Source organism: Microcoleus sp. A006_D1, from assembly GCF_036702805.1.
Lineage (GTDB): Bacteria > Cyanobacteriota > Cyanobacteriia > Cyanobacteriales > Microcoleaceae > Microcoleus.
In genome coordinates, this window is the sequence record NZ_JAUBVZ010000007.1 from 86,185 (window position 1) to 112,048 (window position 25,864).

The following is a 25,864-nucleotide window of genomic DNA, read 5'->3' on the forward strand; positions in this document are numbered from 1 at the left end:
AACTAGAAACTATATCACTATATTCTCAGAAGTCTCTCAGATACCGAAAAATTGTTCTAGATGCCTAGAAATTGTGTTGAAGTGCGATCGGCAATGCTTTTGGGTATATTTAATTGTCTGTCGCGAATTTTGCACCTAATGGCACTGGGAACATCTGATTTTTGTATAATTTTTTGTATTAGTGCGATCGGCTTTGCTCGAAGGGCTTCCATAACCGAAAGCAAGCGAGGACGATCGCACAGCGTTAAAGCAAAACACAGACGATCCCATTGCACTAGACCTCTTGTACTCAATCGCAGACCCGATCGAAAGCATCTGCGTCCATCAGTGTTTATCAGCTTAAAATCTGCGGTTAACTGGCTCGATCGAATATTTATGCAACTCAAGTCTACTTTGCTTGTCGCTGCTAATCCAATACAGTTCAGATAAGCCAGCAAGCGAGAGTAAAACAGATGTGAAAATAGACTCTCTCTCTTAAATTTTAACCGCAGATGAATGCATGTCGATCAGACGATCTGCGGTTAAAATATTACTTAAGATTTGGGAAAATAAACAACAAGCATCGAAAGATATTGGTGAGCGCGGGCGATCGCTTCCGGTTCTTTAAGAGTTCCCGGTTTTTCCCACAAATTCTGGTGAGAAATTGTTGTTAAAATCAGCAAATCGTGTTCTAACAAATTCTGCGAAACTAGCTTGATAAAATTTCCCCGCACCCGATTTACTGGTATCTCAGAAAGAATTTCCACCTCCCCCGCACTTTTGTTGCTTTGTTCCCGTTTTGTCGCCACCAACAACACTTGCAAACTCGCCTTGAGTGCGTCGGCCAAACTCTTAGCAATATCCACGGTTTCCTGAAATCCAAACCGAGTCAACTCGCTGTCAGTTACAGCCAAAATAACTCTGGCTGTATTCTGGAGAGGATCGGGAAATCGAGCAATCAGTACGGGTACGGGCGATCGCCTGATCACTGTGTCAATGATGCTGCCAAAAAAATTGTCGCGCGTCGTGGAAAATCCCTTCCAACCGCAAACTATTAAACTAGCCTCGCGTTCGGTTGCACTCCGTAGGATTCCGCGATCGATCGCATCATCTATCCTCGCGATCGGTTCAACCGCACAAGCAGCCGCATGGGCCACAGTTTCCGCAGCCGTCAAAAGTTGAGTTTGCTGCATTTTATCTGCCGGAGAAATTGCTTCCCCGCGATCGGACAAAATATGCAGCGGCAGCAAAGTTCCCTGAGATGCTTTTGCTAAAATCAAAGCCAAACGCAGCAAATTATCTTCTGTATTCGGATTAGCAACAGGCACTAAAACTCGCTCTCCCCATGAACGCTTTCCTGAAGTAGCAGCCGGCAAACTCGACCCCGGCTGCTGCATTTCTTGACCCCACCGAGATACAATCCAAGGAGAAGCGACACAAGTTACTAAAATCATGGCAATGATGCCGTTCACCGTGACGCGATCGACCAATTTAATCTCAAAAGCAACCGTAATCGCAGCCAAAGTAGAAGCAGCTTGAGCAACAGAAAGGCCGAACATTACCATAATGCTTGGAAACTCAAAACGAAATAATTTCCCCGGTATCCAAGCTGCCAAAAACTTGCTCACCACCTCTGCTAAAATCATCACCGCCGCCACCAACAAAGACTGCGGCTGCTTCACCAAAATTAGCGGGTCAATTAACATCCCCACAGAAATCAGAAAAAACGGCACAAACAGCGTATTCCCGATAAACTGAATCCGATTCATCAGCGGACTCATTTTGGGAATAATTTGAGTAATGGCAATTCCCGATAAAAATGCACCAATAATTGCCTCAATTTCAATTAGTTCTGCTGCGTAAGAAACTAGAAATAGGGTAGCCAATACAAATATAAATTCGGCATTCTCGTCGTGTCCGAATTTCTTGAAAAACCAGCGACCGATTTTGGGGACTCCCCACAAAGTAGCAAAAGTGTAGATAGCCAGAGATGGAATGAGAAACAGCCAAAAATCGAGAGTGAGATTTCCTTTGTAAGCTTTGACAACAATTGCCAGCACCAACAGTCCCAACACATTCGTAATTAAAGTCCCCCCCAAAGTCGTAGTAATAGTCTGAGTTCGCATCAATCCCAATTTTGTGAGAATTGGCAGCGCTAAAAGCGTGTGCGTAGCAAAACAAGAAGCGACTAAAATTGCAGCCAGCCAGCTATATCCCAACAGCAGCATCGCTCCCGTCCCCAATATCATCGGCAAGGAAAAAGTAGCCAGCCCAAATATAACAGCTTTGTCCGCATTGAGTTTGAGGTCGTCGAGGCTAGTTTCCAGTCCCGCTAGGAACATCAAAAATAGCAATCCTACGGTTCCTAACAAAACCATAGTAGCGTCCCGTTCCAGCAAATTGATACCGTTGGGCCCGACAATTACGCCTGCAATAATCAAACCGACTATTCCCGGCAGTCGCAAGCGCTCAAATACTAAAGGGGCGATTAGCATGATTGCTAAAAGAACAAGAAAAACGGGAACTGGAGCGGTAATTGGGCCGGAAGCTAGCATTAATTTTTATCCTACATATTCGCACATAATTGCTACTAATCTTTTCCTAAAAACTCTAAATATCTATCAATCTAAAGATGGATTTTGGAAAGATTGCAGTTGTTATCGCTAATAACTCAATACGGTTTACTTAAAACGATCCAGGCGGTAAAAATTATGAAAAATAAATACTCTTGTTTGCTTCGTTCCTCTCTTCGGACAATCTTAAGTGAACCGTATTGGCTAATAACTATGATTGACCGGAATTAACCCGGTTTCTTCGCAAAATATCGGTTCGTAGTGAGGACTTTAGTCCTTATCTAAATCCGAGGACTAAAGTCCTCACTACAAACCTACTTGATGCTAGTTGTTCAAGCATACAGGTTCGTAGTGAGGACTTTAGTCCTTATCTAAATCCGAGGACTAAAGTCCTCACTACAAACCTATTGAAAATCCAAAACCGGGAAAGGTTTTGCTGCTTCCATCTGCGCCGCCAAAGCAATTAAAGTTGCTTCCGCTGCCGGCCTCCCGATAATTTGAATTCCCACAGGTAAACCGTTATCATCTAAAATGGCAGGAAGTGCGATCGCAGGTAAACCGCTAGCATTAAACGGCGGACAAGGAGCAATCCAATTAATAATCCGTTGCAAAGTTTCCTCACAACTCAAATCTGCCCACTCGCCGATGCCAATTGGCGAGTGCATATAAGTCGGCAAAACTAACACGTCAAAATTTTCAAAGAACCCCACAATCCGCCGTGAAATCACCTGCATTTGATTCACCGCCCGCAAATATTCCCCAGCCGAAACAGTCCTTTCCAACAACCAGCGATTCATCGGTTCCAAAACCTTGCCTGGAATGCCGCTTGCAGCCGGCCCAGACTGCCAAATTACCGTAAACGGTTCGATCAAACCCGTAAAATCCGGGCAGCCCGGTTCGACATCGTGACCCAAATCTGTTAGTAATTTTACGGTTTCGAGTACCGCTTGCTGACAGATATCCGCCGCCTCACCCACGGGTGAAATATTGGTCGAAAAAGCAATTCGCAGCTTGCCCAACTTTTCACCGGAAGCCTCTAGAAACGTGGGATTCGGGTCGGGGAGCCAGTAGGGATCGCCTGTTGTGTAGCCTGACATTACGTCTAAAAGTGCGGCGGCGTCAGCGACAGTGCGCGCCAGAGGGCCGTTGGCAGAAATTCCGCTCAGGTAATCTCCGACTGGTGCCCAGGAAACTCGCCCCCGCGAGGGTTTAATGCCCACTAAACCGCAGGCGGAAGCTGGGCCTCGGATCGAACCGCCACCGTCTGAACCTTGGGCGATCGCGCATAAACCCGCCGCTACGGCCGCCGCTGAGCCGCCGCTGGAACCTCCGGGCGTGTAGGCTAAATTCCAGGGATTGCGCGCGGGCCGGAAACCTGGGGGTTCGGTGTAAGGCAATGAGCCAATTTGAGAGGTTGCTGTTTTGCCCAAAATGTTAAATCCGGCTGCTTCGATCCGCCATACGACTGACTCGTTGTAGGGAGATATGTTACCGTGCAATGCTTGAGTTCCGTAGGTACAGGGAACGCCCGCAACTGGTGTCAAGTCTTTAATCGCGATCGGCACTCCGAAAAACGGCGGCAGTTCCTGTGACTTGTTTAAGCCTGCTAGTTGTTCGGTTTGCGATTTCGCCAGCTCGATCGCCCGATCGGCCGTTACGGTAAAATAACTACCAAGCTGATGGTTTAATCGATCGATCCGTTCCAAGTACAGATTGACAAGTTCTAGCGGCGACACTTCCCGAGCGCGGATCGACTTCGCCAAATCCAGGGCTGAACTAAAAGCCCGATCGACAGAATTCATCGGTTTACGTCCTTAATAATTCAAGCAAGTATTAATTTATACTGTTTTCTTGCGGAAACCTCTTTTCCTGAAAAAAAAACACCCAAATGGCTAAAATCCATATTAGATCCTAGATGGACTTGGCTCGCATCCTGCAAGCGACAGAATATTTCCTTACTGGTGCAGCAGTGTGACCCCCTCTTGGGATAAACTGATCTGAACAGTTGAGCTTTTGTGTTCTATGAGCACTTCGGGCGATCGGCATTGTCCAACTTCCACAAATCATCTGTTCGAGTCAGCCTTCTCACCAAATTAAAGTAGCGCATATGACACAACAGCATCCGCCAGCACCTCGCCCGCCCGTACCCGGAGCTCCCCCACCGCCTGGGCTCCCCCGCCCTCCAGCTCCAGGAATTCCCAGAGCAGCAGGAATGCCACCAGCACCGCCACCAGCACCAGCACCGCCGCCGGCATCCGCGCCCCAATCCTTCGCCACACCTAAAAACCCGAGCTCCAGCAGCGGCGAACAGCCGAGTTTGAAAGACCTAGTTTTGCGAGCCAAAAAAGAAGGAGTATCCGATCTTCACCTCGGAGTAAACGAATTCCCGCGCTTCCGCAACCGTGGGGAGATTGCCGACATCGGCTACCCACCGACGGATTTAGATACGTTTTTTGGCTGGCTGCGCGAGTGCATGAGCGATGAAGAAATTGAAATTTTCCAAAAAAACCTAGACTTTGACGGCGCTTTCGACTTCGGCTTCGTCCGCATTCGGATCAGTTGTATGGACTCCTTGGCCGGCCCGGCGATGGTGCTGCGGCTAATTCCTGCCAAAATAATGACACTGGAGGAATTGAACCTGCCGGAAGTCTTTAAGAAAATATGTGGCTTCCACAAAGGGCTGATTTTGGTGACGGGCCCAACAGGTTCGGGCAAGTCTACCACCTTGGCCGCGATGATAGATTACATCAATAAGAATAAAGCCTACAACATCATTACGATCGAAGACCCGGTAGAATTCGTACACGAAAGCAAAAAATCCTTGATCAAACACCGGGAAGTCGGCAGGCATACCCTCAAGTTTGTTAACGCTCTCAAAGGCGCTCTGCGGCAAGACCCCGACATGATGCTAGTCGGAGAAATTCGGGACAGAGAGACAGTGGAAATTGCCCTCAAAGCCTCTCAAACAGGTCACTTAGTTGCAGGAACCCTGCACACCAATAGTGCTATTAAAACCCTCAACCGGATTCTGGATATGTTCGCAGCGGAAGAACAGGAAGCCATACGGGTTTCTATTTCAGAATCCTTGGTGGCGATTATTGCTCAACTGCTCTGCAAAACCACTGACGGCAAGCGGGCTGCTTTCCACGACGTTATGATCAATACCGACGTGGTGAAGGAATACATTCTGAAGGGGCAGAATGAGGAAATCAATCAAATCATGATCAAAGATACTTATGAAGGTATGACGACGATGAATAAGTCGCTCTATGGCCTTTATCAAGAAGGTAGAATTACTGAAGAACTGGCTGTAGAAAACTCACCGTTCCCGAACGAAATGGCTCAGATGCTTCGAGGTCGAGTCTAAAGATCGAGTGTTAACAGTTAACAGTTATAGCAATTCTCAGTAACAGTGCGGTACGCTTGAGCGTGGGTAATTGGTAATTGGTAATCGGTAATTGCTCGCGGGCGATTGTTTTATTACCCATTAGCCATTACCCATTAGCCATTACCGATTACCGGATATACCTCACTTAAATGAGAAGGGCTATAACAGTTAACTGTTAATTTTTATTGGTGTACTTAATTGAAAGTCGATCGCCCAATTTTGCCGGAATTTTTCAAAGGCATTGCACTATTTACACCGGGGGGAGACTTAATCTATTGCATAGACCCCCGCAAGCAAACTCAGTGGCACTTGCAGTTGTGCGTAGCTCTCCAGGAGATACTAGGTTTGTCGGAGCCCCCGCATTTTCTGATACCTTGCTATACGGCAACCGTTGACTGCTGGATCGATCGCACCGATCGACAATTGCGGGTTGCTGCCGAGGCATACCCCCCCGTGCTGCGACATCAAACCCTACTAAATGCCATTTTTGGCACTGGTGACTTGGTTTGGGAAGCCCGCAGCGAAGAAATTTGCGAACCAATGGCGATCGCCACTTATCACGAACAATTCCCCGAACTTTGGGAAAATCACGACTTAATTGTACGATATCCGATCGCCCAAGGTCGATCGGACTCGCTCAATTGTGCGATCGTACATCCCTGGCGCTTCCGGCAATCGCAGCAGACGCCACCAACCAAAGCAACAGCACTCACCCCGCCGCCGCCAACTCAAGGGTACGTTTTGCGGCTGTTTGTTTCCGGTAGCAACCCCAGCACCGAACGCATTCTCGAAACTTTACACCAATTGTTAGAGCAATGTCTCGATCGTCCCTACACTTTAAAAGTAATTGATGTGTTGAAACATCCCGAACAAGCTGAAGCCGATCAGATTTCAGCAACTCCTACTTTAATTAAAATCTGGCCGAAACCCGTGCGGCGAATTGTCGGAGAATTGAACGATGCTGAACAAATAGTGCGGCTGCTGAGCAATTCGGAATTTTAGATTTTTGCGATTATTAGACAATACGGTTCAGAAGACCGGGCGGTTGAAACCGCATCTACACAAACAAAACCCGAGGAGTACGGATTGAAGAGTGCACGGTTAAAAGCACCAGATATTATTAATTTTCTTCAGTCCCTCCCTTGCTCGGACTTCGTTTGTATAGACGCGGTTTCAACCGCCGTCTTGTCTCAATCAGCAAGGCAAACATCCGGCGCGCACAAACCATGAAAATCCAAAGTTGTAACTTCCAGCGTATCCAACTCAACTCGCCGAATCACATGATTATTCGTATCAGCAACAAACAAATGAGACCCGATCGCGCTCAACCCTGAAGGCTCAAAAAATCGAGCATTGAGACCTTTGGCATCCACCAAACCTGCTGTACCATCTCCAATCATCGTCCTGCACGTACCGCCCCGGTGATCGATCCGCTTAATTTTGTGATTGTAAGTATCAGCAACCCAGAGATAATTTTGAGCGTATTCCACACCCAAACAGTGCTGCAACCTCACCTCCTCACCGCGACCATCTTTATCCCCAAAACCAAACAATTCACCGCTACCACAGACAGTACGCACCTTCGGGTCTTCATCGATACCCACAGCCCGAATCGAACTAATTTCGCTGTCAGCCACAAACAACTCCGATCGATCCGTAGCCAAGCCGCTGGGCTGAGAAAAAGCCGATTCTGCGAGACTTCCATCCACACAGGATTCTCGGCCAATACCCGCATAAGTGGCGATCGTACCAGTGTCTAACTGCATTTCCCAAATTTGGTGCGAACCCGCCATCGCGATAAAAAGTCGATCGCCAACTCTTTCTAAATCCCAAGGCGAATTCAATTGCATCTCTAAACCCTTGCCGCTGCGGGGTGCAATTTCGTGACTTTGTTCGCCAGTACCAGCCACAGTTTCCACCCGTTGAGTCGTAAAGTCGATCGTTCTGATAGCGTGATTTTCCGTATCAGCAACATATAGAATTTGACTTTCTGCATCAAAAGCCATACCTTGAGGTGTAAAAAACTCAGCTTCTTCAAAGTTACCATCAGTTAAACCCGGTTTCCCAGTACCGATAACGTGCAGCACCTCACCTTCGATACTGCTGACAACAATGCGATTGTGTCCAGAATCCGCAATAAACAAGCAAGAACCGACCAAGTTTTGGATAACTGAATTAGCAGGCCCGGGCAATACAGTTTCATCTATAGATGCACTGTCCTCAGTCATTTCCCCCAACAGCGCCTCATGTTGGTCAAGCTGTTTGGCCTCCGTTTGAGCGATCGCAAATGCCAGCACTTTACCCGGAAAAGCCAGCGGCGTTGATAGAGGTTTGCGCTGTTTTTCTAAGCTGAAACGCAGTTCTTTAAAATTGATCGCATTTTTATCTTTGTATTCAGCAATTAACTTGGCAACTAACTGGTCAAGTGCTTCTCTATTCCCCTCGCCGGAAACAAAGCCGACGACATAACTTTCAGGATCGATCACCATTAAAGTCGGCCAAGCGCGAACAGCGTAGCTTTGCCAAACTTTCATACCGCTGTCTACGAGCACGGGATGTTCGACATCGTAGCGGAGAATAGCTTGGCGGATATTTTCTACATCTTTTTCGTTTTCAAATTTTGCCGAGTGAACGCCGATCACTGTCAGGGAATCTTTATATTTTTGTTCCAGGTATTTGAGATCTGGGAGGACGTGCAAGCAGTTGATGCAGCAGTACGTCCAGAAGTCGAGGAGGACGACGCGCCCCTTTAACGATGCAATGGATAAAGGTTTCTCGGTGTTCAACCAGGGGTACTTGACGGGGAATTCTGGTGCTCTGACGCGAGGCATGGCATCTCCTTGGTGGGGCTAGAATATTTTTTACTTCTTTAATTTAGCGGGAAGTTTCGCGGGATGGGGGAAAGGAGGTTAAGGAAACCGCAGAGGGTGCAGAGAATGAGGATGAGGGCGATGATTTGCAGGGGTCAGCACGGGACCTCCGGCGGCTACAGGGGCGCCCCACCTACAGTTTTGAGTGTCAAACGCTTGGCCAAAAAACCCCCAACAGTCAAAAAATCTCTCCCTGGGCGCCAAATAATGCCGATCGACCGGGTTTTTGGCCGAGGGTGCATCCGGGACTGCACTCGTTGCCCAAAAACGCCTGAGAATGACCGTCACAAAGCTTGGCCAGTAGCGTCCTCAACCGAGTCAAGTTTCAAGATACAATAGGTTGGCTTAATAAATAGAGGTCGGGTGCAATGCAGGAACTTAAAAACTTGTTGGAACAGGAACCAACTAATATTATCAAACGCATCTCTCCCGATGATGTGATGTATGTACCCAATGGAGATGCACACTATTATGCAGTCGGATGTTCAGCTTTAAAATCTGTGCGGTTAGCGATGCTGGCTGCGTCTAAGTCTGACTCGATCGCAATTCTGGACTTTCCTTGCGGACACGGCAGAGTATTGAGGACACTTAAGGCAGCTTTTCCGAATGCTGAGATTACAGCCTGCGACTTGGAGCGAAAAGCTGTTGATTTTTGTGCCGAGGTATTTAATGCGATTCCAGTTTACTCCGATCGCAATCCCGATTGCATAAAAATAGACCGCCAATTTGACTTAATTTGGTGCGGCTCTTTACTAACTCATTTAGAATCAAAATATTGGCAAGGATTCTTAAAGTTTTTCTACGACCATTTAACTCTAGGAGGAATTGTAGTTTTTTCAGTACACGGTCGTTATGTTGCTGACTGCTTCAACAGCGGTCATAATTATGGGCTGCCAGCGCATAAAGTGACTGCCATACTCAATGATTATCAGCGTCAAGGCTTTGGGTATCAAGATTATGATGGCGCTTCAAACTATGGTATTTCGGTATCTTCGTCAGCTTGGGTAAATTCGCATTTAGAAACAATACCCAATCTGCGGAAACTCTTATATTTAGAAAAAGGATGGGACAATCACCACGATATTGTTGCTTGCGAGCGGGTTTCAGGTTAGACTTTTCGACTTCCAGGCAGAGCCGGGAAATGCCTGCCGCGAGGCTCTGCCTGGTTTTTTCTCTAAGATTAGTTGGAAATTAAACATATCGCTGTAGGGGCGGGTTCACCAAAAATATTTGCCTCCCACAAATAAATAAAATAAACCCGCCCTCTTCTCTTATTCCGGGGATTAATGCTAGGAAATAGCAGATTAATGGTCTAGTTCTGGCATTGGGGTGGGTTTATTAATATTTGCGCTACTAGCTAGAGTCTAAGAGTGAACCCGCCCCAGCAAACATCTAAATATTTAAAATCCCACTATTTACTTTTTACTTAACAGCAACCGCCGCCATTATAGTGCCAAGTCGAATCCGTAATCAACACCTGATCCGGCATCAATCCCCCCAACTTCCCAGCCGTTTTATCGCACACCGCCGCCGGAACTCCCCGCTGCAAAACGTGACCCGCACCGTCATCAAATATCTCCTCAGACCCCGCATAAATCGCCGTTTTGCCAGTGAAAATGCAAGCGCCATCCGGGGGAATCTCTACTTTAAAAGACACTGTATCGAGGCTTTCTAACAGCAAATCCGCATCCAATTTGTAATTGTGTTTGTCCAGCAGTCGGTAAGGACGGCGCGCCCGGACTTCCACTTGGCCAAAGCCCACGCCTACAAGGTGTTGAACGTATTCTGCGTATGTCAGGGCGCCGGACAAACACAAGGCCCGCAAGCGTTGGTCATCTTTCAAATGCTGCGGAATTGGCCGAGTTGCGATCGGATCGCTCATCAACAACCTGCCGCCCGGTTTCAAAACCCGATAAGTCTCTTTTAATGCCTTATCTAAATCCGCAGGTTCAAAGATATTAAACAAGCAATTTTGTGCGACAACATCGACAGAAGCATCCGGCACCGGCAACGCAAAAGCATCACCGGCACAAATTTCTACAAAACTCGCATCAAACCAATCATTTTCTTGGGCGGCCTTTTGCAAGTTGCGTGCAGCCGCGTCTCGCATTGCTGGAACCGGATCGACGGCTATCACCGCTCCTTTGTGTCGAGAAAAATAAGCAAATTGCAGCGCTTCCAAACCGCCGCCGACGCCTAGATACAGCACTGTTGGATTGCCCACAAGTTCCGCGGCGTGAACGGTTGTGCCGCAGCCGTAGTTCATTTCTTGCATTTGTTCGGGAATTTTTAATCCTGGCAGTTGCAAGGGGCTGCTTTGGACGCAGCAAAGTCCGATTTGGGGAGTTTCGGCAACGTCGCTGTAGAATTTGGCTGCTGTTTCGAGATAGGTCATTTTCGATTTTCCTGGTTTGTGTTTTTGAGCGCAGATGTAGGCAGATCAACGCGGATTAACGCTGATGGATGCAGGGATTTTTTTCTTAGGTTTCAAATTCGACTTTTTGTTCGGATTTGGGCTGATATTCTGGTGGGGAAACTGTTGTTTCGGGAAGGGCTAATTCGGCGCTTGGTTGACTGGGAGTTTCAGCGGCGCTTTCGGGAGCGGCAATCGGCGGGGCTGGCGCTACAAGATTGGGAGATGGTTCTGGTATCGCAGGAGCGACTACTTGTGGTATTGGTGCTTTGTCTGTTATTTCTGGCAGTGTTGGCGCTGCTGAAGGAGTCGCAGGTTGGGTATCTTGACGCAAAAAGTTGCGGAACCGATTGTAGTATCCTTTATATTCTTGTTTCTTTGCTTGGGGAGTTGCTGCTGGTGTCGGTTCTGTAACTTTTACCTGTTCTACAATTTTCGCTGATTCTAATTCGGGAGTTGCTGTGGGTTTGGGTTCTATGACTTTCACCTGTTCTACAAGTTTCGGAGCTTCTAATTCGGGAGTTCCTGTGGGTTTGGGTTCTATTACTTGAACTGGTTCTACAAGTTTCGGAGCTTCTAATTCGGGAGTTGCTATCGGCGTCGGTTGTATTACTTGAACTGGTTTTACAAGTTTGGGCGCTTCGAGTTGGGGTGTTGCTGTCGGTGTCTGTTCTATTATTTGAACGGGTGCAACTTTCGGAGCAACTTTGGGATCTAAGCTGGGCTGGGTAACTGGGGTTTCTGGAACCGCTGGTGAGGGTTCGGCTGCTGGTGTTTTTTCTGATGCTGGTGTCGGTGTTGGTTGGGGCTTGGGGGCTTGGTAGGTGCGATCGACTGTACCGCGAGCATCTGCTACTGTTAGTTCGCCCCGCACTAATTTAGAAAGATTATCCTGCCCTTGCGGTTGGTAATTTACCAGTCTGACTGTATTATTAAAGGCGTTTTTGACGGTATTTCCCCGTTCGTCGATTAATTCTAGCTGTACCCAGTTTTTCCCAGGCTTGAATCCTTTAAGGTATATAGGTTGCCACTGGTCGATCGCGAAACTTTCCCCGTTCACTGTGGCTCGAATTTTCCAATCGAGTATGTCATCTTGGGAATTTTCTTGAGCTACATGGTGCAAAGGCACATTGGTCAAGTAAAAATCGAGCAGGATCGGTTCTGCGCCGTAGCTGCCCTGGGGGCTGTTGTACGTTAATAGGGGTAATGTGCGATCGGGCTTGTTGTCCTCTGTTTTGCTAAAAACGTGAAAAGTGGTTTGGGCGTATGCACCTTCGTTTTTAAAGCTTTCTTCCCAAGGGCTAGCCGCGAACACCCGCAGGGTATGGGTTCCGGGTTCTAAGTTTGAGAGCGTTACAGGCCCGTTGATGTCGTAAACTTCTGCATAAGGTTGGTTGTCTAATAAAACTTGCAGGTGGGGCCCCAAGCCCAAGTTTGCGTCTTTGAAAATGGGGAAGTCCTTAACTTGGAACTGAACAGATACATTTATATCCTGAAGCACTTCGTCAGGTTTGGGATTCAAAATACTTATTTGAGGCTGGTAGATTAAGAGAGCCTGACGCAGTTGTTGAATGGCTTCTGGGGGCGAAACCTCTGAGATTCTCTTTACCTCGGCGGTAGGTGAGCCGCTCTTGTTTCCGGATTTGGGAATTTGGGGATCGCCCGCGCCACAACTTGCTATACCCAAAATCAATACTGCTGCTGCCAACAATGCCACCAGCCTACCTGCAACCGTTCTCTGCCAATTGATGCCAATCACGCAACTATACTCCTAGAAGCCTTCTCATAGGGAACTATAGCCCAAAACCGAATTTAGGATTGGGGAATTGCCGATCGGCAATTCGGGGGCCGCTCTGCCCCGGATTGGTGGCTGCGCCAGCCACCAATCCGATCCCACTAATAACTCCTACAGCCGTTTTCTTAAACATCTCTCCATAAATGAGTATTTCTCAATTACCTAATCTTTGAGTTTTGTAAACTTAATGGCAATACCCCTTGACTTTTGCGAGGGATTGTGGAAATTAAAAGGCTTATTACATCAAGAATAGAGGGTTTTTTAAGTATTGTTAACAAGCGACTCATACTCCTCGTAGCAGGCTTATAATTCATAAAACTCCCTCAAAAGGAGCAGCCGGATCAATCCTGAATCAATCTTGAATCAAGGAGGCGATCGGCAGCTCAAGGCGAGAAGAGTTGGCAGTACCCAGGGACATTGTTACCGACACTGGGGAACTGGCTTCTTCAAAGAAGCAAAATGCTTGGGGAGACGATGCAGCTGCGTCTAGCTCTGCAAAGAGTCAAGTGCAAGCAGTGTCGGAGAACCGAGAATCCCCCGCCTAATTAAGCGCGGGGAGTGTCAGATACAGTATTCAGTTCTCGTTCCTTGTCTTACCGAGAGGAGAGTCTTCATGACCATTAGTCCTCCAGAGCGAGAGGTAAAAGTTAGAGTAGTAGTCGATAAGAATCCGGTTCCAACTTCTTTCGAGAAGTGGTCAAAACCAGGTCATTTCGATCGCACTCTAGCTAAGGGGCCAAAAACCACCACTTGGATTTGGAACCTCCACGCTAACGCTCACGACTTCGACAGTCATACAAGTGACTTAGAAGACGTTTCGCGCAAAATCTTTAGCGCTCACTTCGGCCACTTGGCAGTAATCTTCGTTTGGTTGAGCGGCGCATATTTCCACGGCGCTAAATTTTCCAACTATGAAGCTTGGCTGACAGATCCTACAGCCATCAAGCCCAGCGCTCAAGTGGTTTGGCCGATTTTTGGCCAAGAAATTTTAAATGCAGATGTAGGCGGCGGCTTCCACGGAATTCAGATCACATCTGGTCTGTTTCAACTGTGGCGCTCCAACGGCATCACTAACTCATACCAGCTATATTGCACTGCGATCGGCGCCTTGGTAATGGCAGCATTGATGCTATTTGCCGGTTGGTTCCACTATCACGTCCGCGCTCCGAAACTGGAATGGTTTCAGAACGTAGAATCGATGATGAACCACCACTTGGCAGGTTTGCTCGGCTGCGGATGCTTGGGCTTTGCAGGACAACAAATTCACATTGCTCTGCCGATCAATGCTTGCATGGACGCGATCGATGCAGGCGCACCGCTGACAGTCGGCGGTAAGCTGATCAAAACAGTTACCGACATCCCGCTGCCACACGAGTGGATTTTGACGCCGGGCTTGATGGCTGACATCTACCCGAGCTTCGCAAAAGGTTTAACCCCTTTCTTCACCCTCAACTGGGGCGCATACTCAGACTTCCTGACCTTCAAAGGCGGTCTGAACCCCACCACAGGCGGTCTGTGGCTGACAGATACAGCGCACCATCACTTAGCTTTGGCAGTGCTATTTATCGTCGCCGGTCATATGTACCGCACGAACTGGGGCATCGGCCACAGCATGAAGGAAATCTTAGAGAACCATAAAGGCCCCTTCACTGGTGAAGGTCATAAGGGTCTCTACGAAATCCTGACTAATTCTTGGCACGCGCAACTAGCCATTAACTTGGCAATGCTGGGCTCTGTGACCATCATCGTAGCTCACCATATGTACGCGATGCCTCCGTATCCGTACATCGCGACCGACTACCCGACTCAGCTATCCCTGTTCACCCACCACATGTGGATTGGCGGATTCCTGATTGTTGGCGCAGCGGCTCACGCAGCAATCTTCATGGTGCGGGACTACAATCCGGCGGGAAATGTCAACAACTTGTTGGATCGCATGATCCGTCATCGAGATGCGATCATTTCCCACCTGAACTGGGTTTGCATATTCTTGGGCTTCCACAGCTTCGGTTTGTACGTTCACAACGATACAATGCGGGCTTTCGGTCGTCCTCAAGATTTGTTCTCAGATACCGGTATTCAATTGCGTCCGATATTTGCCCAATGGGTGCAAAATATCCACGCCTTGGCTCCGGGCACAACAGCTCCGAATGCTATGGAAATCGTCAGCCACGCTTTTGGCGGCGGTGCAGTAGTAGTCGGTGGCAAAATAGCGATGATGCCGATCGAGTTGGGTACGGCGGATTTCATGATCCACCACATCCACGCTTTCACCATTCACGTTACAGTCCTGATTCTATTGAAAGGCGTGTTGTTTGCACGCAGCTCTCGCTTGGTTCCTGACAAAGGTAACTTGGGCTTCCGGTTCCCTTGCGACGGCCCCGGCCGTGGCGGCACCTGCCAAGTTTCTGGTTGGGATCACGTGTTCTTGGGCTTGTTCTGGATGTACAACTCCATCTCGATCGTGATTTTCCACTTTAGCTGGAAAATGCAGTCGGACGTGTGGGGAACAGTATCGCCAGACGGCACAATTTCTCACATCACCGGCGGCAACTTCGCACAAAGTGCGATCACGATTAACGGCTGGCTGCGGGACTTCCTCTGGGCGCAAGCTTCTCAGGTAATTCAGTCCTACGGTTCGGCACTGTCGGCCTACGGTCTGATGTTCCTAGCTGGACACTTCGTATTCGCTTTCAGCTTGATGTTCCTGTTCAGCGGCCGCGGCTACTGGCAAGAACTGATTGAGTCCATTGTTTGGGCTCACAACAAACTCAAAGTGTCTCCGTCGATTCAGCCTCGCGCTCTGAGCATTATTCAGGGTCGGGCAGTGGGTGTAGCTCACTACCTCCTGGGAGGAATTGTCACTACGTGGGCATTCTTCCTAGCGCGAATCATCTCGGTAGGGTAAACTACCTTTAGGTTTTGGATTCAGGATTTGGGATCGATCTCAAACCCAGAATCCAAACCTCGGAACCGAACCTCTTCAACGTTCAGGATTCAGGATTAATCAAGGCTTATGGCAACGAAATTTCCAAAATTTAGCCAAGACCTTGCCCAAGACCCGACCACACGGCGGATCTGGTACGGGATTGCCACAGCGCACGACTTTGAAAGCCACGATGGCATGACCGAAGAAAATCTTTACCAAAAGATTTTTGCTTCTCACTTCGGCCACCTAGCAATCATTTTCTTGTGGACTTCGGGCAGCCTGTTCCACGTAGCATGGCAAGGTAACTTTGAACAGTGGATTAAAGACCCCCTAAACGTTCGCCCGATCGCTCACGCGATTTGGGACCCCCAATTCGGTGCTCCAGCAGTAGAAGCTTTCACTCAAGCGGGTGCTTCTAATCCAGTAGACATCTCTTACTCAGGTGTTTACCACTGGTGGTTTACCCAAGGGATTCGGACAAACGCTGACCTGTATCAAGGAGCTATCTTCTTGCTACTGCTGGCTTCAGTCTTCCTGTTCGCAGGTTGGCTCCACCTTCAGCCTAAGTACCGTCCGAGCTTGTCTTGGTTCAAAAATGCTGAATCTCGCCTCAACCACCACTTGGCTGGTTTGTTCGGTGTCAGCTCTTTGGCTTGGACAGGTCACATGGTTCACGTTGCTATCCCCGAATCTCGCGGACAGCACGTAGGTTGGGAAAACTTCATGTCTACCCCGCCTCACCCGGCCGGTTTGGCTCCGTTCTTCACTGGTAACTGGGGCGTATACGCCGAGAACCCAGATGCAGCGAGCCATGTCTTCGGTACTTCCGAAGGCGCTGGAACAGCAATTCTGACTTTCTTGGGCGGCTTCCACCCTCAAACAGAATCTCTGTGGTTGACAGATATTGCTCATCACCACTTGGCGATCGCAGTTCTGTTTATCGTTGCCGGTCATATGTACCGGACTAACTTCGGTATCGGTCACAGCATCAAAGAGATGTTGGATTCTAAGGCAGGTTTGGTAGGCGGCAAGAGTGAAGGTCAGTTCAACCTGCCTCACCAAGGCCTCTACGAAACCTACAACAACTCGCTGCACTTCCAACTGGGAATTCACCTCGCTTCTTTGGGCGTGATTACCTCCTTGGTGGCACAGCATATGTACGCGATGCCTCCCTACGCTTTCATGGCGCAGGATCACACGACAATGGCTGCGTTGTACACGCACCACCAGTACATTGCTGGTTTCATCATGGTCGGCGCTTTCGCCCACGGAGCTATCTTCTTGGTGCGGGACTACGATCCTGAAGCTAATAAAGGCAACGTGCTCGATCGCGTGTTGCAGCACAAAGAAGCGATTATCTCTCACTTGAGCTGGGTATCGCTGTTCTTGGGCTTCCACACTCTCGGCTTGTACGTTCACAACGACGTTGTAGTCGCTTTCGGAACTCCTGAAAAGCAAATCTTGATTGAACCAGTGTTCGCACAGTTCATCCAAGCTGCTCACGGGAAGGCTCTGTACGGCATGGACGTGCTGTTGTCTAACCCTGACAGCATTGCTTCTACCGCTTGGCCCAACTACGGCAACGTGTGGCTCCCAGGCTGGTTGGAAGGCATCAATAGCTCTACTAACTCTCTGTTCTTGGCGATCGGACCTGGCGATTTCTTGGTTCACCACGCGATCGCACTTGGCTTGCACACCACCACCTTGATTTTGGTCAAGGGCGCTCTGGATGCACGCGGTTCTAAGCTGATGCCGGACAAAAAAGACTTCGGTTATGCTTTCCCTTGCGACGGCCCCGGCCGTGGCGGTACCTGCGATGTCTCTGCTTGGGACGCGATGTACCTGTCTGTCTTCTGGATGCTGAACACCCTAGCTTGGGTAACGTTCTACTGGCACTGGAAGCACCTAGGCATCTGGGAAGGAAATGTGGCTCAGTTCAATGAGTCTTCTACCTACCTGATGGGCTGGTTCCGCGATTACCTCTGGCTGTACTCTTCTCAGTTGATCAACGGTTACAACCCGTATGGTACTAACAACTTGTCAGTCTGGGCCTGGATGTTCTTATTCGGACACCTTGTTTGGGCAACTGGTTTCATGTTCCTGATCTCTTGGAGAGGTTACTGGCAAGAATTGATCGAGACTTTGGTTTGGGCTCACGAGCGCACTCCTTTGGCTAACTTGGTTCGCTGGAAAGACAAGCCTGTTGCTTTGTCGATCGTCCAAGGTCGTTTGGTTGGCTTAGTTCACTTTACTGTGGGCAACATCCTTACTTACGGCGCGTTTGTAATTGCCTCGACAGCCGGGAAATTTGGATAACTCTGAACTCTGGTTTCTAGGTAATTAAATGAAATCCCCTGCCTTCTGGCGGGGGATTTTTTTGATATATGTTGGTTAATGGAAATCATATCAAATCCGGTAGATCGGAATTATTATTAGCCGAAATTCGGAGACTGCACGTGCCGTGTCCCTACAATATTATTTTGGGTAGGGACACGGCACTGCCGTCTCCTCTATCCTGACGGTGCAACCGGAATTGATATCAGGCACGAATAAAAGTGCGATAATCATAAAAACCTCCTTAATATTCCCATGACAGGAATCGAAGCATTTGGTATAGCTTGTGTTAGCGGTATCGCCCTCCCAGTTTTTCAGTCAGTCATTGAAGGCGGTGGCAAGTTTCTCGGTTTCATTGGCAAAAATCTAGATGAGAAAACTAAAGAGCTAATTCACACTGCATCGGGGGACTACGGCAAACGTTACCTGAAGCGTCACGGCATTCTGAAAGCGTTGGGAATGCGGGAGGCTGTGCCATTAGAATCAGTTTATACTGCTGTGCAGTTTTTAGATGAGCAAGAAATCCGCAGTTTTGAATCAATCCAAAATTTAGAGCAAGCTTACCGCCAAGCGAAACAGCGAAATTTTCAACAGCAAAAATGCGAGAAGCAAGAAGGGCTAAAGATTGCTAATCAGAAGCAATATCTGATGGTTTTAGGGCAGCCCGGAGCGGGAAAATCTACTTTTTTGCGAAAAACTGGACTCGAAGCACTGAAGGGCAACAAAGGCGGATTTCAACATAGTTGTATTCCCGTTTTTATCGAACTTAAAAGTTTTATATCTAGCCAGATAGACATAGAAAAATTAATTGTTGAAGAGTTTAGTATTTGTCGCTTTCCCTCTTCTGAAAAATTTATCGCTGAGGCATTGAAGCAGGGAAAACTGTTAATCTTGCTGGATGGATTGGATGAAGTGCCGACAGTGAACACAAATGAGGTCATTAGTAAAATTCAAAATTTTGTCGATCGCTATGACAAAAATCGCTTCATTGTTTCTTGTCGTACAGCGGCTTATCGACACAACTTTAAACGCTTCACAGATGTCAAACTTGCTGATTTTGACGATACTCAAATTCAGCAATATATTAGTAACTGGTTTCAGTCTGATGTTGACAAACAAGCGGGAACGGCTCAAAAATGTTGGGAGTTATTGCAAAAACCAGAATATGCCGCAGCTAAAGAGTTAGCCCACACGCCTTTATTGCTAACTTTCCTCTGTCTCAATTATGATAGATCGCAAAACTTTCCGAATAGTCGCAGTGTTCTTTACAAAAAGGCTTTGCGGATCTTGTTGGAAGAATGGGCAGCGGAAAAGCGGATTCAGAAAGAGGAAATTTATCAAGGACTCAGCACGGAGTTAGAGCAGAGTTTGTTGTCGGAGATTGCTTATAGTGGTTTTGAGACTGATAAGCTGTTTTTTTCGCAGCGAGAAGTGGTTGAGCCAATCAAAACTTTTTTAGCAAGTAATTTGAATGTACCGAAGCATTTAGACGGTGAGGCGGTGCTGAATGCGATCGTAGTTCAACAGGGGATTTTGGTAGAACGGGCTGAGGATGTGTACTCGTTTTCGCATTTGACGCTTCAGGAATATCTCACGGCTCAATATATTGCTGATAATAATTTAATTGAGCAGTTAGTTACTAATCATCTTTTTGATCGACGCTGGCGAGAGGTGTTTTTGTTGGTGGCGGGGTTGGTGCGTTCAAAAAATGGGGCTGACGAGTTGCTGCTGTTAATGGAAAAAGAGGCTCAAAAGTACATTATTAACAAGCCGAAGTTGCAAGGGCTATTGCAATGGGCAGATGCAGCGACTAAGGGCTCGGAAGGTGATTTTAAGCCTGTTGGTAAACGTGCTGGGGCGATCGGCAACGCTAACAGCATCGCCAACGCCATCACCTACGTCATCAAGGCCAACGTCATCACCAAGGCCAACGCCACCCCTATCGCCTACCCCATCACCACCGCCAACGCCAGGGCCTATGCCATTGCCAGAGCCTACGCCATTGACAACGCCTACCCCAACTCCTACGCCTACGCCATCAAAAACTCCTACGCCATCAACGACTCCTACGGCATTGCCAACGCCATCAACAACTCCTACGCCATCGCGTTGGCCGAAGAACTTAAAAAAATTAAAATCTTCAACGAGGTGAACTGGACTGAGCTGATTGCTCAACTGACAGAACTCCAGAAGCAATTGCCTGATGTTTACCAAAGCGAACAAATACACTCAGCTTTTGCCGATCGCCTTTTAGATACCTGGTGTCATGCACTCCATCTCAATCCAGAAATAGTCAACTTATCTGAGGAAGAAGCATGGGCGCTGGTAGATTATTTATCTGCCAATTATCTCATCATCCAATGCAAAGAAGCAGCCGTGAGAATATCACCAAAAACCTGGGAAGAAATAGAATCGCGGATGTTGCTAGTTCCAGAGAATTCTACTATTTGAGATGCTCGATGGGACTTACGCGCTCGGATCAAAGAAACCGGGTTTTTTGCAAAATTTTAGGGCTGCAACGAAATATCTTCGTAAAAAACCCGGTTTCTGAGTCCCAAGTTCGCGCCCTCAACCCCTCAAATCTCCCCATTCACCTGCATCTGATGCACCTTGTCAGCCAATTCTTGCAAGCGCTTTTCGTCAAGTTCATCGATCGCCAGCATCCCTACATAGATAATTTCCTTCAGCGTTAGTCGGGTTGCTAGCGCCTTTTTCTGCACAAGATCCTTGATAATCGGGCTGACTCCAATGGCGGTACTGGCTCGTGTCACAAAAATAACCGGAGATTAACGACTTCGACTAAATCTTAGCATCTTTAAGCTGAGCTTTTAGCTGCGATGCAAAATGTTTAAGCGCGTCTTGACAAGACGCGACGAAAAAGTTATAGTAAAAATGTGGAAAGGGCGATCGACCTATTCCTCTAAAATTTCAACCAAATCCTCAATCATCACGTCAAAAGTCCGAGCCAATTTGTGGATTGCTGTAAAATCAACCATTGCCATTTCAGGACGACGAGCATAGCTTCTGACTGTACTGTAAATTACCCCAGAACGATCGGACACTTCCTTCAGTGTCCAGCCTTTCTCAGCCGCCAGTTCCCGAATTTTCAGCCTGACTAAACCCATGCTTGACAATTGATGCAATTGCGTCATATAATAGGACATACAAATTTAGACCGGGATATAGGTCTTAATAGCTCAAGGTCGATCGACCTACTCTTCCAAAACCTCAACCAAATCCTCAATCATCACATCAAAAGTCCTAGCTAATTTCCGCAACAAAGTAAAGTCAACCGTTGTCAGGCCTGGACAACGAGCATAATGCTTCACCGTGTTGTACACCACCCCAGAACGTTCTGAAACTTCCTTGAATGTCCAGCCTTTCTCGGCGGCTAGTTCTCTGACTTTAATTCTGACTAAACCCATGCTTGACAATGGGTGCTATAACACCTTACAATAAATTTATCAAAAAAGCCGATCGCCCCCTGGCATAGAAAACTAAAGGGCGATCGTCTTTAAAACTCACATAGACAGTTACTAGCTGTCTTAAACACCTACCAGACTTATTTACAATCAGAATAGGTAGCTACCATGATATCAGAAACTCCGGCAAAATCACGGACGATCGCAGAATCAAAAATTATCCACAAATCTCCCATCCTGCATCCGCTAGCGAGATTTGTCACAGAAGAAACAGTCGCACTCCTGTTCAATATCGCAGTAGACGACATTTACCGGATAGAATGCTGTCGCCACATGGTTTACGTGCACGCCAAACACATCAGCCGGTTTGTCAGCTACGCCGATTTTCCGCCGATTGTCGCAGTCAATCCGATCGCACTTCAAGATTTTGGCCGCTGGTACAAACGCTGGAAAAGTAAGTTAGCACCGCTATTTTGGACTAAATTCTACACGCACAAGTTCAAAGAGGCTGTTTCAGTTGACAGCTTGCTGGAGTGGGGACTATTGGTAGCAAAAGTTAAATCGGCAATTTCTGGGGCGAGGCTACAACAGCTACGAGATGTTTATGCCCAAGAAAAAGATTTGATGGAAAGATTTTAAAGTGCGATCGGACGAGCAACTGCGAGAATGGGCACAGGCACAATGAAAAATGTAAAACTAAATATGGAGAAAACTTTGAATGGCGGAGAATATCGTGAAAGTAGACATCTCATTTCAATCATTGCTGGAAGCAATTTCGTCACTAGAAATTGCTGAGAAACAGAAGCTTTGGGAACTTTTGGAAGCTGAATTATTCCCGGATGAGGAAGATTCTCCTGAAGATATTGCTGAAATTGAGGCCGCCCGTGCTGATTACAAAGCGGGTGATTACATCACGTTTGACGAATACACGACTCAACGGGCAAGAAAGTCATTATGACTTATACAATCATTACGCCGAAAGCTGTGCAAAAGCAGCTAGATGCCTTACCCGATGATGTCTATGAGCGTATCGCTGTCAAAGTCCAGCAACTTGCGGAAAACCCGCGCCCTGATGGAGTTGTTAAACTAAAAGGTTATGAAAATGAATACCGTATTCGCATCGGTGATTATCGCGTTCGTTATGAAATAGAAGATCAAGAGTTAAGGATTCTGCTGTTGCAATGTAAACATCGGAAGGAAGTTTACAGAGGAGGTTGATTCTTTACCCACTATCTCACCGCAGTTGGCAATATTGTTAGCGGAACTCGACGAGTTAAAGGAGGAAGATTCATGAATCGATACAGTATGATCGTCCAATGGTCTGACGAAGATCAACTTTTCCTAGTGACGATTCCAGAATTTGCCGATCGCGTTATCATGCCCTGTACCCACGGCAAAACCCGCGAAGCAGCCATCCGACATGGCGAAGAAGTCCTCGAAATGTATCTAGAAGCTTGGCAGGAAGAAGGTGCACCCATCCCGGAACCTAGCATTCTTCAAATCGCCTGAGTATAATCCAAAGCCGAAAAGTTTGTGAATCGCAGCTATCCCGAGCCGGAATCGCCTGTTCTCTTTGTCTATTAAACTGAGACAACTAGATGATGGAATTAGACTATTGATAAATTTCTGATTTTACCGATCGCGATTTAACTTTTAAAACACTTCATCTTCGATTCCCACCCACCATTCGCCCAGATTCATTAAATCCCGGTGGAGGTCGGCAAGTTCTATCATATATTCTTCAGTCGAAATCTCTGATCGCCTTTCTTGCAGTTTTTTCATCCGCAGTTGCACCAACAGCCAAGGTTTGGAAATCCCGTCCGTTGCTTCGATATATTTGGCTACGTCTTTGCTATTCATAGTTATTGGGGCATGGGGCATGGGGTATGGGGCATGGGGTATGGGTAATCGGTAATCGGTAATCGGTAATCGGTAATCGGTAATAGTTAGTGGTTACTTGTTAAGAGTTTTTCAAATAACAAATCCCCAATGCCCAATTCCCGATGCCCGATGCCCCATGCCCCATGCCCCATTCCCAATGACTATCTGTAATCCGAAGTCTGAATATTTTTCAACTTCGCGGCATATTTCATGCCGTATTCCGGGCGGCAAAAGCGATCGACCTGAGACTCAAAAAACGCTCGATTAGCCTTCAAATGCTTTGGATTTGGGTCATCCAAAGGATACAAAAGGGCAGTCCGCAAAGCTTGAATCACAGCCGAAGTAACGCAGTACATCGATCGCTGGAACGTCACCCCTATTTGATTTAGGATATCATCTTCGCCGCGGCACCGCTGTTTGTAGAAATCCATCAAATAAGGCGGCAGGAAGTGCAGCATATCTTGGGCGAGCAAAGTCGGCGGAATCCCCGCAGTTCCTACCGGGAATTTGTCTGCATACAAAACTCCGAAGTGGAAGTCTTTTTGATCGTCGGGAACTTCCCTCGCTTGCGCGTTATAAGATTTGGTTCCCCGGAACGGCGAAGTGCGGTAAAATACTGCTTCTATGTAAGGCAGCGCTGCTTCGTACAGCCAAGTAAAACCTTTTGATTTCGGGATGATTTCGTAGGTTTCGCCGTCGATTTCAACGTGGTGGTAAATTGGACGACCTGCGATCGCAAATATACCATTTACCAGAAAATCCATCGCCTGGGGGACTGTGGTAATTTTCCCTTCGTCGTACAAATCGGATACTTCAAAAAACACCGGTGCCATTACTTCCCAGAATAAACCAAGATTGCTGTAATAAGACATCTGGCGGCACTGTTCTAAAAACATTTCGGGAAATGCCTTGTGCACAGCCAGCATAAACGGGTCTTTTTTGAAGTAAGCTTTAATGGCGCGATCGGCATTAGCTTTGTATTCGTCAGTGTCGAGATAAGGGTCAAACTGGTTGACAGGCACATACAAACCCCGGTGCCACAGCATTCCTCTCATGCACTCTTCCGCAAATTCCATATTAATGCGATCGTGCCACAAATGGTGCACCAGGCGTGGGAGTTTGCCCATTTCTCCTTTTTCCATAAACTCCAGCAATTCCGGGTGAGCACTGCCAGTCCCCCGCCAAATCCGCAAATCTGCACCGTCGCCTGAATAGTGATTTTGCAAGTCTAAATACTCCTGGGGCAAGAAGTATTTAAAGAAAGGAAGCGGGTGTAAAAATACCCGTTCGGCGATGTAAAGCAAATCCCGCCAGTAAAAGTCCATCGGCACCGCGTAGGCCTTCCAAATCGCGATGATTTGCATCAGATTTTCCGGCGTATCTGGAATCATCGCGCCGCCTGCTTCCAGTCTGTGAATTATTTCGGCAAATTCGTGCTTGGAAGGAGGTAGTTTAGTTGCTGCTGGTTTAGTAGGGGTTTGTACCATTTTCAGTTTCTCCTAATGAATAGCAATATTATTTGAACCATTTGAACCGTCGATTCTTATTTTCGTGTCTCGCCAAAGCTGGCTTTTGTTCTAAACCCGACTTGAGTCGTTATTGAGGGAACCAGAAATCAATTCTTGACGCAACCGCAGAGCGTGAAAGACACTCAAAACATCATGCTTCCACTCTGGCAATAGCAGTGTCATAGCAATCTCTTCTACAGTATGAATGATCCCAGAAATAATAGCTAGCCAGAGGGGAATTCCAGCATAGTTAAAGCCGAAAAGAGCAACAGTAGCAATGAACAGAGTTATTCCCCAAAATTTAGCGGAGTAGGTGTGGTAGCTGGCTGGTTTACCATATTTTACCAGATTAACAATCCACCATACTAACTGTACAAAAACAACAGCCAGTAGCGGTACTCGAAAGGCTATTACTACATCTCTATGCACCAGCCACGCACTGGCAAATACACAGATATAGAAGCAGACATCAGCCCAACTATCAGCTTGACGTAATTGTGCATTACTGACGCCGATGCGTCTGGCAATAACGCCATCGAAGATATCTGAGAAAAACCCAACTAAGTAACCGATGATGAACCAAACGCTGATTGTGCCATCAACAGCATCCCAGAGAAGGAATGGCGCGATTGCGGCGCGAAGGGCAACAAGAATACCAGGAATAAATTTCATCATCGGTGGGGGTAGTGACTAATGACTAATAACCAACAACCAATGACAACTAACAACAGTTGACAGTTGACAACTGACAACTCTTCGACAAGCGAGCCAG

General features: G+C 47.4%; 23 protein-coding genes. 10 read left to right on the forward strand and 13 right to left on the reverse strand.

Annotation, left to right across the window (positions count from 1 at the left end; all coding sequences use genetic code 11):
* Nucleotides 1-56: 56 nt before the first annotated feature.
* The 3 genes from QUB68_RS14610 to QUB68_RS14620 form a co-directional block, all read right to left on the reverse strand.
* On the reverse strand, nucleotides 57-275 hold the full coding sequence (locus QUB68_RS14610) for a hypothetical protein (protein WP_332993561.1): 219 nt from the start codon (nucleotides 273-275) through the stop codon (nucleotides 57-59).
* 258 nt (nucleotides 276-533) lie between these two features.
* Nucleotides 534-2,534, reverse strand: a complete 2,001-nt coding sequence (locus tag QUB68_RS14615) for a cation:proton antiporter domain-containing protein (protein ID WP_332993563.1) — start codon at nucleotides 2,532-2,534, stop codon at nucleotides 534-536.
* Between the two features lie 422 nt (nucleotides 2,535-2,956).
* The gene (locus QUB68_RS14620) at nucleotides 2,957-4,354 is read right to left on the reverse strand and encodes an amidase (protein WP_332993565.1); all 1,398 of its coding nucleotides are present in this window, start codon (nucleotides 4,352-4,354) and stop codon (nucleotides 2,957-2,959) included.
* Between the two features lie 305 nt (nucleotides 4,355-4,659).
* On the opposite strand from QUB68_RS14620, the gene QUB68_RS14625 reads away from it, so the two are divergent.
* Together QUB68_RS14625 and QUB68_RS14630 are read left to right on the forward strand one after the other, a co-directional pair.
* Nucleotides 4,660-5,919: a type IV pilus twitching motility protein PilT gene (locus QUB68_RS14625; protein ID WP_332993566.1), complete on the forward strand. Its 1,260-nt coding sequence runs from the start codon at nucleotides 4,660-4,662 to the stop codon at nucleotides 5,917-5,919.
* A 219-nt stretch (nucleotides 5,920-6,138) separates the two neighbouring features.
* Nucleotides 6,139-6,942, forward strand: a complete 804-nt coding sequence (locus QUB68_RS14630; protein WP_332993568.1) for a circadian clock KaiB family protein — start codon at nucleotides 6,139-6,141, stop codon at nucleotides 6,940-6,942.
* 188 nt (nucleotides 6,943-7,130) lie between these two features.
* Here the strand turns inward: QUB68_RS14630 and QUB68_RS14635 are convergent, their stop codons facing one another.
* Entirely contained in the window at nucleotides 7,131-8,771 is a 1,641-nt protein-coding gene (locus tag QUB68_RS14635) for a thioredoxin-like domain-containing protein (RefSeq protein ID WP_332993570.1), read from the reverse strand.
* Nucleotides 8,772-9,178: 407 nt separating this feature from the next.
* Here QUB68_RS14635 and QUB68_RS14640 point away from each other — a divergent pair, with 407 nt between their 5' ends.
* Nucleotides 9,179-9,922: a class I SAM-dependent methyltransferase gene (locus tag QUB68_RS14640; protein WP_332993573.1), complete on the forward strand. Its 744-nt coding sequence runs from the start codon at nucleotides 9,179-9,181 to the stop codon at nucleotides 9,920-9,922.
* Nucleotides 9,923-10,236: 314 nt separating this feature from the next.
* Here QUB68_RS14640 and arsM read toward each other — a convergent pair whose 3' ends face one another.
* From arsM to QUB68_RS14655, 3 genes are all read right to left on the reverse strand, one after another.
* Nucleotides 10,237-11,205, reverse strand: a complete 969-nt coding sequence (gene arsM, locus QUB68_RS14645; protein ID WP_332993574.1) for an arsenosugar biosynthesis arsenite methyltransferase ArsM — start codon at nucleotides 11,203-11,205, stop codon at nucleotides 10,237-10,239.
* Nucleotides 11,206-11,290: 85 nt separating this feature from the next.
* Nucleotides 11,291-12,982, reverse strand: coding sequence for a hypothetical protein (locus QUB68_RS14650; protein WP_332993577.1), 1,692 nt, complete (start codon nucleotides 12,980-12,982; stop codon nucleotides 11,291-11,293).
* Between the two features lie 34 nt (nucleotides 12,983-13,016).
* Nucleotides 13,017-13,151, reverse strand: a complete 135-nt coding sequence (locus tag QUB68_RS14655; RefSeq protein ID WP_332993579.1) for a hypothetical protein — start codon at nucleotides 13,149-13,151, stop codon at nucleotides 13,017-13,019.
* 480 nt (nucleotides 13,152-13,631) lie between these two features.
* Between QUB68_RS14655 and psaA the strand changes: the two genes are divergently transcribed.
* The 3 genes from psaA to QUB68_RS14670 all read left to right on the forward strand — a co-directional run bounded on the left by psaA (nucleotide 13,632) and on the right by QUB68_RS14670 (nucleotide 20,732).
* A complete protein-coding gene (gene psaA, locus QUB68_RS14660) occupies nucleotides 13,632-15,926 on the forward strand; it encodes a photosystem I core protein PsaA (protein ID WP_332993580.1) in 2,295 nt (764 codons plus the stop codon).
* Between the two features lie 108 nt (nucleotides 15,927-16,034).
* Nucleotides 16,035-18,263, forward strand: a complete 2,229-nt coding sequence (gene psaB, locus QUB68_RS14665; RefSeq protein WP_332993583.1) for a photosystem I core protein PsaB — start codon at nucleotides 16,035-16,037, stop codon at nucleotides 18,261-18,263.
* A 273-nt stretch (nucleotides 18,264-18,536) separates the two neighbouring features.
* Nucleotides 18,537-20,732, forward strand: a complete 2,196-nt coding sequence (locus QUB68_RS14670) for an NACHT domain-containing protein (RefSeq protein ID WP_332993586.1) — start codon at nucleotides 18,537-18,539, stop codon at nucleotides 20,730-20,732.
* 125 nt (nucleotides 20,733-20,857) lie between these two features.
* Here QUB68_RS14670 and QUB68_RS14675 read toward each other — a convergent pair whose 3' ends face one another.
* The 3 genes from QUB68_RS14675 to QUB68_RS14685 all read right to left on the reverse strand — a co-directional run bounded on the left by QUB68_RS14675 (nucleotide 20,858) and on the right by QUB68_RS14685 (nucleotide 21,706).
* The gene (locus tag QUB68_RS14675) at nucleotides 20,858-21,052 is read right to left on the reverse strand and encodes a hypothetical protein (protein WP_236506338.1); all 195 of its coding nucleotides are present in this window, start codon (nucleotides 21,050-21,052) and stop codon (nucleotides 20,858-20,860) included.
* A gap of 141 nt (nucleotides 21,053-21,193) precedes the next feature.
* Complete coding sequence (locus tag QUB68_RS14680) at nucleotides 21,194-21,406, reverse strand: helix-turn-helix domain-containing protein (RefSeq protein WP_332949454.1); 213 nt, start codon at nucleotides 21,404-21,406, stop codon at nucleotides 21,194-21,196.
* An 87-nt stretch (nucleotides 21,407-21,493) separates the two neighbouring features.
* Nucleotides 21,494-21,706: a helix-turn-helix domain-containing protein gene (locus tag QUB68_RS14685; RefSeq protein ID WP_106332166.1), complete on the reverse strand. Its 213-nt coding sequence runs from the start codon at nucleotides 21,704-21,706 to the stop codon at nucleotides 21,494-21,496.
* A 165-nt stretch (nucleotides 21,707-21,871) separates the two neighbouring features.
* On the opposite strand from QUB68_RS14685, the gene QUB68_RS14690 reads away from it, so the two are divergent.
* The 4 genes from QUB68_RS14690 to QUB68_RS14705 all read left to right on the forward strand — a co-directional run bounded on the left by QUB68_RS14690 (nucleotide 21,872) and on the right by QUB68_RS14705 (nucleotide 23,212).
* Nucleotides 21,872-22,342, forward strand: coding sequence for a hypothetical protein (locus QUB68_RS14690; RefSeq protein WP_332993592.1), 471 nt, complete (start codon nucleotides 21,872-21,874; stop codon nucleotides 22,340-22,342).
* 79 nt (nucleotides 22,343-22,421) lie between these two features.
* A complete protein-coding gene (locus QUB68_RS14695) occupies nucleotides 22,422-22,661 on the forward strand; it encodes a hypothetical protein (RefSeq protein WP_332993595.1) in 240 nt (79 codons plus the stop codon).
* On the forward strand, nucleotides 22,658-22,921 hold the full coding sequence (locus tag QUB68_RS14700) for a type II toxin-antitoxin system RelE family toxin (RefSeq protein WP_332993597.1): 264 nt from the start codon (nucleotides 22,658-22,660) through the stop codon (nucleotides 22,919-22,921). The genes QUB68_RS14695 and QUB68_RS14700 overlap by 4 nt, the downstream gene beginning before the upstream one ends.
* A 72-nt stretch (nucleotides 22,922-22,993) precedes the next feature.
* Nucleotides 22,994-23,212 carry a type II toxin-antitoxin system HicB family antitoxin gene (locus QUB68_RS14705; protein ID WP_332993599.1) on the forward strand — a complete coding sequence of 73 codons (219 nt, stop codon included), beginning with the start codon at nucleotides 22,994-22,996 and terminating at the stop codon, nucleotides 23,210-23,212.
* A 144-nt stretch (nucleotides 23,213-23,356) separates the two neighbouring features.
* Here the strand turns inward: QUB68_RS14705 and QUB68_RS14710 are convergent, their stop codons facing one another.
* From QUB68_RS14710 to QUB68_RS14720, 3 genes are all read right to left on the reverse strand, one after another.
* Nucleotides 23,357-23,563 (reverse strand): hypothetical protein, encoded by a 207-nt coding sequence (locus QUB68_RS14710; RefSeq protein ID WP_332993602.1) that lies wholly within the window; start codon nucleotides 23,561-23,563, stop codon nucleotides 23,357-23,359.
* A gap of 182 nt (nucleotides 23,564-23,745) precedes the next feature.
* A complete protein-coding gene (locus QUB68_RS14715) occupies nucleotides 23,746-25,071 on the reverse strand; it encodes a CO2 hydration protein (RefSeq protein ID WP_332993604.1) in 1,326 nt (441 codons plus the stop codon).
* A 90-nt stretch (nucleotides 25,072-25,161) separates the two neighbouring features.
* On the reverse strand, nucleotides 25,162-25,767 hold the full coding sequence (locus QUB68_RS14720; RefSeq protein WP_332993606.1) for a CDP-alcohol phosphatidyltransferase family protein: 606 nt from the start codon (nucleotides 25,765-25,767) through the stop codon (nucleotides 25,162-25,164).
* Nucleotides 25,768-25,864: the final 97 nt, after the last annotated feature.